Origin of the sequence: Thermaerobacillus caldiproteolyticus (genome assembly GCF_015326725.1) — a bacterium.
GTDB classification, from domain to species: Bacteria; Bacillota; Bacilli; order Bacillales; family Anoxybacillaceae; genus Thermaerobacillus; species Thermaerobacillus caldiproteolyticus.
On sequence record NZ_CP064060.1, the window covers coordinates 3,133,161 to 3,140,000 of the forward strand.

General features: G+C 39.8%; 5 protein-coding genes (1 of these 5 cut by a window edge). All 5 read left to right on the forward strand.

The window, feature by feature from the left end; genetic code table 11:
* Positions 1 to 76: 76 nt before the first annotated feature.
* Complete coding sequence (gene yaaA, locus ISX45_RS15635) at positions 77 to 298, forward strand: S4 domain-containing protein YaaA (protein ID WP_181555256.1); 222 nt, start codon at positions 77 to 79, stop codon at positions 296 to 298.
* 11 nt (positions 299 to 309) lie between these two features.
* A complete protein-coding gene (gene recF, locus ISX45_RS15640; protein ID WP_181555255.1) occupies positions 310 to 1,425 on the forward strand; it encodes a DNA replication/repair protein RecF in 1,116 nt (371 codons plus the stop codon).
* 41 nt (positions 1,426 to 1,466) lie between these two features.
* Positions 1,467 to 3,389 carry a DNA topoisomerase (ATP-hydrolyzing) subunit B gene (gyrB, locus tag ISX45_RS15645; protein WP_194520733.1) on the forward strand — a complete coding sequence of 641 codons (1,923 nt, stop codon included), beginning with the start codon at positions 1,467 to 1,469 and terminating at the stop codon, positions 3,387 to 3,389.
* 103 nt (positions 3,390 to 3,492) lie between these two features.
* Positions 3,493 to 5,961 carry a DNA gyrase subunit A gene (gyrA, locus tag ISX45_RS15650; RefSeq protein WP_181555254.1) on the forward strand — a complete coding sequence of 823 codons (2,469 nt, stop codon included), beginning with the start codon at positions 3,493 to 3,495 and terminating at the stop codon, positions 5,959 to 5,961.
* A 174-nt stretch (positions 5,962 to 6,135) separates the two neighbouring features.
* On the forward strand, positions 6,136 to 6,840 hold the 5' portion of the coding sequence (locus ISX45_RS15655; protein WP_181555253.1) for an HD-GYP domain-containing protein. The gene runs 384 nt beyond the window's last position; the window shows 705 of its 1,089 coding nt (coding positions 1-705); it begins with the start codon at positions 6,136 to 6,138; its stop codon lies off the right edge, out of view.

A 6,840-nucleotide genomic window follows, 5' to 3' on the forward strand; every position in this document is an offset into this window, starting at 1 on the left:
AGCTTTCTTTTCTATCGACCAGTTTTTTAGTAAAATAAAAAAATGGACAGTTTTTCGGAAAGTGAGCGGTGAATCTATGACAAAAAGTGTCGAAATTACAACAGAAATAATTACTCTTGGTCAATTTTTAAAGCTTATTCAAGCCATTGAGACAGGCGGTATGGCAAAATGGTTTTTGCAGACAAATGAAGTGACCGTTAACGGAGAAAGAGAAGATCGCCGCGGTCGAAAATTAAAGAACGGAGACATAGTAAACATTGCTGGATTTGGTACGTTTGTTGTAACGACAGTAGAGTAGGTGAAGTCCCTTTGTTTTTAACACATTTATCATTGAAAAATTACCGAAACTACAAACAAGAAGACATTGAGTTCACCAACAATATCAATGTGATTCTAGGAGAGAATGCTCAAGGGAAAACGAATATGATGGAGGCCATTTATGTCTTGGCAATGGCGAAGTCCCATCGTACAACAAACGACAAAGAGTTGATTCGCTGGGACGAGGAATATGCTAAAATAGAAGGGAGAGCCATAAAGCGAAATGGTCCTCTGTCATTAGAATTAATTATTTCGAAAAAAGGGAAAAAGGCAAAAAGCAACCATATTGAACAACAAAAATTAAGTCAATATATCGGCCAAATCAATGTCGTTATGTTTGCCCCCGAAGATTTACATTTAGTAAAAGGGAGTCCACAAGTAAGACGACGGTTTATCGATATGGAAATTGGACAAGTTTCCCCTGTTTACATGCACGATTTAAGCCAATACCAAAAAATACTGCAACAGCGAAACCATTATTTGAAATTGCTACAGACAAAACAGCAGCACGACGAAACGGTACTAGATATATTAACGCAACAGCTCATTGAACTAGCAGCAAAAATCACATTAAAGCGGCACGAATTTTTACAGCTGTTACAAAAGTGGGCGGAGCCAATTCATTACGAAATTAGTCGGGGACTGGAAAAGCTGCAAATCAAATATCATCCTTCTGTTAATGTATCAGAAAAGATGGAATTGTCGAGAATAATAGAAGCATATAGTGAGAAGTTTGTTACAATCAAGGAGAAAGAAATTGATCGGGGAATGACGCTCGCTGGTCCGCACCGAGACGATATATCATTTGACGTAAACGAAAAAGATGTGCAAACGTTCGGTTCCCAAGGTCAGCAGCGGACGACAGCTTTATCTATTAAGTTAGCCGAAATTGAATTAATTTTTTCAGAAATCGGCGACTACCCCATCCTTTTACTTGATGATGTACTTTCCGAGCTTGATGATTTTCGACAAACTCATCTACTCGATGCAATTCGTCAAAAGGTTCAAACGTTTGTTACAACAACAAGCATTGATGGAATTGAGCATGATGTAATCAAAGAAGCAACGATTTATAAAGTGAGTTCTGGTCATATTTCTAATCGTTAAGCTTCTTGACTGTTTCTTAAAGGAAAGCGTAGGTGATGAACATGACGATGGAGCAAAAAGTCGAACATACGTATGATGCAAGCCAAATTCAAGTGCTAGAAGGGCTCGAAGCTGTTCGTAAACGGCCGGGAATGTATATCGGGTCAACTGGCTCAAAAGGCTTACATCATTTAGTATGGGAGATTGTTGATAATAGTATTGACGAAGCATTAGCTGGATATTGTACAGAAATCCATGTAACTATTGAGAAAGATAACAGCATTACGGTCGTTGATAACGGTCGCGGTATTCCGGTTGGGATTCAAGAAAAGATGGGGCGGCCAGCCGTCGAAGTCATCATGACCGTCCTTCATGCAGGTGGAAAATTTGGTGGCGGCGGTTATAAAGTATCGGGAGGGCTTCACGGTGTCGGTGCCTCTGTCGTGAATGCATTGTCGCAAGAATTAGAAGTATTTGTTTATCGGGAAGGGAAAATCCATTATCAGAAATATAAAAGAGGTGTTCCTTGCGCCGATTTACAAGTCATTGGCGAAACGGATCGAACAGGTACTACCGTCCATTTCAAACCTGATCCAGAAATTTTTACCGAAACAACAGAGTATGACTATGAGACACTAGCCAATCGTTTACGCGAACTTGCGTTTTTAAACCGCGGTATTAAAATCACGTTGGAGGATAAGCGAGTTGAAAACCGCAAAAACGAATATCATTACGAAGGCGGAATTAAATCGTATGTTCAACATTTAAATCGGACGCGAGAAGTGCTTCATGAAGAGCCGATTTATATTTCTGGTGAGCGGGATGGCATTTATGTCGAAATCGCCCTTCAATATAATGACAGTTACAGCAGCAATATCTACTCTTTCGCGAATAATATTCATACGTATGAGGGCGGAACACACGAATCCGGTTTTAAAACGGCATTAACGCGCATTATCAACGATTATGCGCGCAAATATCATATTTTTAAAGAAAATGATGCGAATTTAACTGGTGAAGATGTTCGTGAAGGGTTAACAGCCATTATTTCTGTCAAACACCCATCTCCTCAATTCGAAGGACAAACAAAAACAAAGCTCGGAAATAGTGATGCAAGAGCGGTAACGGATTCGATTTTCTCGGAACAGTTTGAAACGTTTTTACTCGAAAATCCAACCGTTGCAAAAAAAATCGTGGAAAAAGGCATGATGGCTGCCCGTGCCCGTCTAGCTGCGAAAAAAGCACGGGAACTCACAAGAAGAAAGAGCGCTCTTGAAATTTCTAATTTACCGGGAAAATTAGCGGATTGCTCTTCAAAAGATCCTTCTATCAGTGAATTGTATGTTGTCGAAGGAGATTCGGCAGGCGGGTCTGCAAAACAAGGAAGAGACCGTCATTTCCAAGCAATTTTACCGTTGCGCGGGAAAATTATTAACGTAGAAAAAGCACGGTTAGATAAAATTTTATCAAACAACGAAGTTCGTGCTATTATTACTGCTTTAGGTACAGGAATCGGAGAAGATTTTGATATCACAAAAGCGCGCTATCACAAAATCATTATCATGACCGATGCTGATGTTGACGGGGCACATATTCGGACATTGTTATTGACATTTTTTTACCGTTATATGCGTGAAATCATTGAGCGCGGGTACGTATATATCGCCCAGCCTCCTCTTTACAAAATCCAACAAGGAAAACGAGTCGAATATGCCTATAATGACCGTCAATTAGAAAAAATTCTTGATGAATTGCCGGAAAATCCGAAACCAACGATTCAGCGTTACAAAGGTCTCGGGGAAATGAACCCAGAACAATTATGGGAAACCACGATGAACCCGGAAACACGGACATTGCTTCAAGTAAGTTTACAAGATGCGATTGAAGCAGATGAAACGTTTGAAATTTTAATGGGAGATAAAGTCGAGCCGCGAAGACAGTTTATTGAAGAAAACGCAAGATATGTGAAGAATTTGGATATTTAAGGATAGATGTTCATATCTATCCTTCTTGCTTATGTATTGGAGAGTGCTAACCAACCACCCTCCCCCCATTCTCGAAATAAATAAACAAGGGAGGTTTTATAAAATGTCAGAACAATACCATTCACGAATTCGAGAAGTGAATATTAGTCAAGAAATGCGCTCGTCATTCCTTGATTATGCGATGAGCGTCATTGTATCGCGTGCCTTACCTGATGTGCGCGATGGGTTGAAACCTGTTCACCGCCGTATTTTGTACGCGATGCACGATCTCGGTATGACAGCGGACAAGCCTTATAAAAAATCAGCGCGCATTGTCGGTGAAGTCATCGGGAAATACCATCCGCACGGTGACGCTGCTGTATATGATACAATGGTTCGAATGGCACAAGATTTTAACTATCGTTATATGCTTGTCGATGGACACGGGAACTTCGGATCGATTGACGGTGACGCGGCAGCTGCGATGCGCTATACGGAAGCGAGAATGTCTAAAATCGCTATGGAGCTGTTGCGCGACATTAACAAAGACACGATTGATTATCAAGATAACTACGATGGTTCGGAAAAAGAACCAGCCGTTTTGCCATCACGATTTCCAAACTTGCTTGTGAACGGTTCGTCAGGTATCGCTGTCGGAATGGCGACGAATATTCCGCCACACCAACTTGGAGAAGTGATCGATGCGATTTTGGCTTTGAGCAAAGATCCCGACATGACTGTTGCTGAGTTGATGGAGTTTATACCAGGTCCAGATTTTCCAACGGCTGGACAAATCATCGGACGAAGTGGGATTCGGAAAGCATATGAAACAGGGCGCGGCTCCATTACTTTGCGCGCCAAAGTGGAGATCGAGCAAAAGGCAAACGGAAAAGAGACGATTATTGTCCGTGAACTTCCTTATCAAGTCAACAAAGCGAAATTGATTGAACGGATTGCTGAACTTGTCCGAGAAAAGAAAATTGATGGCATTACCGACTTGCGCGACGAATCTGACCGTAGCGGCATGAGAATCGTCATTGAAGTTCGCAAAGACGCGAATGCCAAAGTGATCTTAAACAATCTATACAAACAAACGGCGCTGCAAACAAGCTTTGGCATTAATATGCTTGCGCTTGTCGATGGTGAGCCAAAAGTTTTAAATTTAAAACAATGCTTGAACTATTACTTAGATCACCAAAAAATCGTTATTCGGCGCCGTACGGCATATGAATTGAAAAAAGCAGAAGCGCGCGCGCATATTTTAGAGGGGTTGCGCATTGCCCTTGACCATCTAGATGAAGTGATCAACTTAATCCGCAATTCTCAAACGACTGAAATCGCAAAAGAAGGGCTTATGCAACAATTTTCACTTACTGAAAGACAAGCTCAAGCGATTTTAGATATGCGTCTGCAACGGCTAACAGGATTAGAACGGGAGAAGATCGAGCAAGAATATCAAGATTTAGTTCGTCTCATTGCCGAATTAAAAGCGATTTTAGCTGATGAAGAAAAAGTGCTACAAATTATTCGCGATGAATTAACGGAGATTAAAGAGAGATTTAATGATGAACGGAGAACAGAAATCGTAAGCGGAGGCATAGAGGAATTTGATGATGAAGATTTAATCCCGCGCGAGAACATTGTCGTCACCCTAACACATAAGGGATATATTAAACGTTTACCTGTATCCACTTATAAAAGTCAAAAACGCGGTGGCAGAGGCATTCAAGGGATGAATACAAGCGAAGATGATTTTGTTGAACATCTTCTCATCACCTCTACTCATAATACAATTTTATTTTTCACAAATAAGGGAAAAGTATACCGTGCAAAAGGGTATGAAATTCCTGAATTTGGGCGAACGGCAAAAGGAATCCCGATCATTAACTTACTAGAAATTGATAAAGATGAATGGATTAATACCATTATTACAATTGATGAATTTGACGACAATTCCTTCTTGTTCTTTACAACAAAAGAGGGAATTGCAAAACGTTCTCCTTTATCTTCTTTTGCGCATATCCGTAACAATGGTTTAATTGCTATTAGTTTGCGCGAGGGAGATGAGTTAATTTCCGTAAAGCTGACTGACGGCTCTAAACATATTGTTGTTGGTACAAAAAATGGAATGCTCATTCGTTTCCCGGAGGATGACGTACGCACAATGGGACGAAGCGCGACAGGAGTTAAAGCAATTACCCTTGAAGACGATGATGAAGTCGTTGGAATGGAAATTTTAGAAGAGAATTGTGATGTTTTAGTGGTAACAAAGAATGGTTACGGCAAGCGTACTCCAGCTTCAGAATATCGCATCCAAAGCCGTGGTGGAAAAGGATTAAAAACATGTAATATTACTGAGAAAAATGGAACTGTTGTTGCCGTCAAAACGGTAACTGGTGAAGAAGACCTTATGCTTATTACAACAAGTGGGATTTTAATTCGTATTGCTGTAAGCGACATTTCGCGAATGGGAAGAAATACGCAAGGTGTTAAGCTCATTCGTTTATCGGGCGACAATGAGCATGAATACGTGGCTACAGTCGCTAAAGTCCCGAAAGAAGAAAAAGAAAATGAGGAAGATGAAGAAAGTTAAGCAGACTTGCTGACTCCAAGGCTCTTGGAGTCAGCTTTTTTCTTACACACTTTAAAAAGTCTCTCCCCTCTATTGTTTAAATACAAATTAGTCATAATGAACTACAACTATAGTACCTTTTAATGGTAGTATAGGAAATAAGAAAGTGTAGCTTTGACATGGGGGTGGAGAACGATGATACGCGTAAAAATCAATCAATTACAAGAAGGATGCATCCTAGCTGAAGAGATAATAGGCAAGACAAAAAAAACGATTGTGCCAAAAAATACAGTATTAAATGCGAATTTGTTACAAGTTCTAGAAAAATTTTTAATTGAAGACGTATATGTCGAGTCTGTGTTAGCGAACGGCGATATATTTAAACCCAACGAAATCATTGAACAACGTCATCATAGTAGTAATGAAAAGAAAGAAGAGATCGTACCACTTTACTTAAAAGCTGTTCAGCAATATAAAAAAGTATTTCAAACTTGGCAATCAGGCTCTCCTGTCGATATCGGAAAAATAAGAGCCATTATCATTCCATTGTTAGATAAATTAATTGACAATAGAAGTGAGCTACTGACATTATATCGTTATACAACAAAAGAAGAATACTTGTATCATCATGCCATTAGTGTTGGGGTATTGTCAGGTTTTTTAGCGAAACACTTACATTATAGCAAGGGAGATTGTTATCAAATTGCCCTTGCAGGAATTTTATGCGACTGTGGAATGGCGAAAATCAGCGAAAAAATCCTTATGAAAAAATCAGCTCTTACTGCTGAGGAATATAAAGAGATAAAGCAGCATACCGTTTTTGGTTACAAAATGATACAAAAAATTCCGTCGCTGAAAGAAGGAGTAAAACTGGCTGTTTTACAACATCATGAAAGAAAT

Excerpts from the sequence above, each read along its gene's own strand:
- yaaA (WP_181555256.1), top strand. The coding sequence starts at position 77 with ATGACAAAAAGTGTCGAAATTACAACAGAAATAATTACTCTTGGTCAA.
- gyrB (WP_194520733.1), top strand. The coding sequence starts at position 1,467 with ATGACGATGGAGCAAAAAGTCGAACATACGTATGATGCAAGCCAAATT.
- gyrA (WP_181555254.1), top strand. The coding sequence starts at position 3,493 with ATGTCAGAACAATACCATTCACGAATTCGAGAAGTGAATATTAGTCAA.